Raw genomic sequence first — 2980 nt, 5'->3', positions numbered from 1 at the left:
GAAGTGTGATTACTTAAAATCTGGAACGTAGTTCCAGCAACTAGAGCCTAAAATCTAAAGCCTAAAGCCTGAAGCCCAAAGCTTATCCCCTAGCTTCTCAACCACAAAAAGATGGCAATCACCGTAGAAGGTAGAAAGACGGCAATAAGAGCGATCGTCGTGGTCGGTATCGGATCTAGACTGTTGCCGAGATAGTTAATCGCGATCGAAATCGCGACCGATGGTAATAACATTTTAAGTAATAGTCCGATTTGGTCTGACACTGAGTAATCTTTATCCCGAATTTATGATGCAATTTAGCGAGCTGATAATTAAACTAGGGTCTGCCGTCAAAGCTAGTAGTGTGGTGACGCAGAGCCAGCTCGACCCAATTTTAACTGGTTTGGCACCGATCGATGCGGCGACTGCTGGGGCGATTAGCTATATCGAAGGCGATAAGTTTGCTAGCTTTGTGAGTAGTACGGCGGCGAGTGCTTTAATTTTACCGATGAATGAGTCGATTCAAACTCAGGCTAGCGATCGCCAGATTGCCTGGATCGCTGCTGACGAACCGAGGTTGTTATTTGCCCAAGTTATTAAATTATTTTATCAGCCATTTCAGCTCCCCACCGGAATTCATCCGAGTGCGATCGTCGAATCGGGAGTCGAACTGGGTACGGATGTATCGATCGGTGCCCATGTGGTAGTTCAAGCGGGTGTCAAAATTGGGAATGGTGTCACCATCCATCCGAATGTGGTCTTGTACCCAGATGTCCAAATTGGCGATCGTACCATTCTGCACGCCAACTGTACGATCCACGAGCGGGTAAGAATCGGAGCTAATTGTGTCATCCACAGCGGGGCGACAATCGGTGCAGAGGGCTTTGGATTCGTGCCGACGGCGACTGGCTGGTTCAAGATGGAACAGGCGGGTTATACGGTCTTAGAGGATGGAGTAGAAATCGGTTGTAACAGTACGGTCGATCGTCCGGCGGTAGGTGAAACCCGCATCGGTAAAGATACTAAATTAGACAATTTGGTACATGTCGGACATGGTTGTCAAATCGGCTCGAATTGTGCAATCGCCGCTCAAGTTGGGTTAGCTGGGGGAGTCAAAGTTGGTAATGGCGTTTTACTAGCCGGACAAGTCGGTGTCGCCAATCAGGTGACAATCGGCGATCGGGCAATTGCTTCATCAAAAACAGGCATTCATCGCAATGTCGAACCTGGGGAAATTGTATCTGGGTATCCAGCAGTTTCACACAAACTATGGCTCAAAACTGCCGCGATCGTCAATCGTCTACCAGAAATGTATCAATTCTTTAAACAAAGCCAACGCCATTAAATTTTTGCCAGCGTTTTTGCTAACTAGATTGCTTGTTATACTGCCTGCTAACTGACAATCTTGTCGATCTTAGTACTTACCGATTTTTGCCATAATTAGTCGCTTTAGAACGCAATATATTGATATTTATAATTGTAAAATTAAGTGCAAATTGCAAAATATAGTACTGTACGTGGATGCCATAATTGGAGAATCGTGGTAAGCTACATCTGTGTTGTAATTAAGGATCTTCGTCGAAATAGAAAATATCTATACTTACGGAACTGTTACTAACTACTTCTCTTCGTCTCGATATGTGTACTTTTGTTACAGGAGATCGCTAACTAATTTGAGTTGTTTAAAGCTGTCAAATCGATCGAGAGTTAAGAGATCTTTAACTTAGATTTATGTTTGCCAGCAAAATTCAAAAACTTTGTATATTTCGCTACTAATAGATCGGATGGCCAGAAGATAATGCCTAAAAATGCGATTGACTTAGCTAATTAGCTCTGCCGCAGATAACTACATCTGGCAGCCGCAAGAATTTCTGGCAGGATGTAGCGTTACGCGAGGGCGAAATATGCGTAAAATTACTTGGTGACTCACACGCAATCTGCTCTAGCATCGACAAATATTACATCGCAAAAATATGCACCAAACTTGGCAACTCATCAGTGCGCTTCCCGTAGCTAGTCAGTTTTTGGCAAAAGATTGGTTAATCGCGCAGGTAGCAGCACCTACAACTGTCGTCACACCTAACTTTTCAACATCTGGGGTTGAAACCTTTGTCAGACAAACCAGTGGTACCGTCGGCTCATTCTTACCCGGCTTGCTGGGTGCGATCGGGATCTTACTAATCGGCTGGATTTTGGGATCGATTGTTTCTACCGTCGTGCGGAATCTACTCAAACGCACTGACTTAGATAACCGCTTGGGAAACATCGCCACAGGTAATGCTGCGAATAGTAGATCGACGCTAAATACCGAAAAATTAATCGGGGACGTTGTGTTCTGGCTAATTTTTCTGTTTGCTGTTGCTAATGCCCTGAGTGCATTACGTTTAGACAGTGCCGCCCAACCGCTCACCAATGTCTTAACCCAAATTTTGACATTCTTGCCAAAACTAGCGATGGCAGCAGCATTAGCGGGCGTTGCTTTCTTATTGGCAACAGCCGTTAAAGCGATTGTCATCCGAACTGCTGGAACTGTGATGCCAGCCATGTCGCGGCGGTTATCTGTCGGTGACAATCAAGTCTTACCCAGCGAAACATTAGGGACTGCACTGTACTGGTTCGTTTTCTTATTTTTCCTACCGTTAATCCTCGATGTCCTCGAACTTAGAGGCCCCCTCGCACCCGTCCAAAACCTGTTAGATGGGATTCTCCGCGCAGTCCCCAATATCTTCAAAGCAGGTCTGATTGGGATCGTAGGTTGGTTTGTCGCTAAAATTATCCGCGAGTTGGTAACTAACTTACTCGCTGCGGCTGGTACCGAGCGGTTGGCTACCAGAATTGGCTTGAATAGAGCCGCGCCAGGGCAATCGCTCTCCGGATTGTTAGGCACGATCGTTTACGTAATGGTCTTGATTCCAACTGCGGTTGCGGCGTTAGATGCACTGGGGATTCCCTCAATTTCTGGCCCTGCAACTCTCATGCTCCAACGAGTATCGGAGACCAT

The 2980-nt window shown here is 45.9% G+C and carries 3 protein-coding genes; 2 read left to right on the top strand and 1 reads right to left on the bottom strand.

Translation table 11 applies throughout. From position 1 onward, the window contains the following. Positions 1-89: 89 nt before the first annotated feature. Positions 90-263: a hypothetical protein gene (locus Q0R35_RS00205; RefSeq protein ID WP_295613173.1), complete on the bottom strand. Its 174-nt coding sequence runs from the start codon at positions 261-263 to the stop codon at positions 90-92. A gap of 26 nt (positions 264-289) precedes the next feature. Here Q0R35_RS00205 and lpxD point away from each other — a divergent pair, with 26 nt between their 5' ends. Continuing rightward, entirely contained in the window at positions 290-1324 is a 1035-nt protein-coding gene (gene lpxD, locus Q0R35_RS00200; RefSeq protein WP_295613176.1) for a UDP-3-O-(3-hydroxymyristoyl)glucosamine N-acyltransferase, read from the top strand. Positions 1325-1952: 628 nt separating this feature from the next. Next, positions 1953-2980: mechanosensitive ion channel (locus tag Q0R35_RS00195; protein WP_295613170.1), on the top strand; the 1028-nt coding region annotated here is incomplete at its 3' end.

The sequence above is a fragment of the Chamaesiphon sp. GL140_3_metabinner_50 genome (assembly GCF_025361915.1).
GTDB lineage: Bacteria > Cyanobacteriota > Cyanobacteriia > Cyanobacteriales > Chamaesiphonaceae > Chamaesiphon.
The sequence above is the reverse complement of the archived record's forward strand: the minus strand, read 5'-3'. Positions and strand labels throughout refer to the sequence as shown.

Bases quoted from the DNA above. Each gene is read 5' to 3' on its own strand.
- lpxD (WP_295613176.1), top strand. From the start codon at position 290: ATGCAATTTAGCGAGCTGATAATTAAACTAGGGTCTGCCGTCAAAGCT.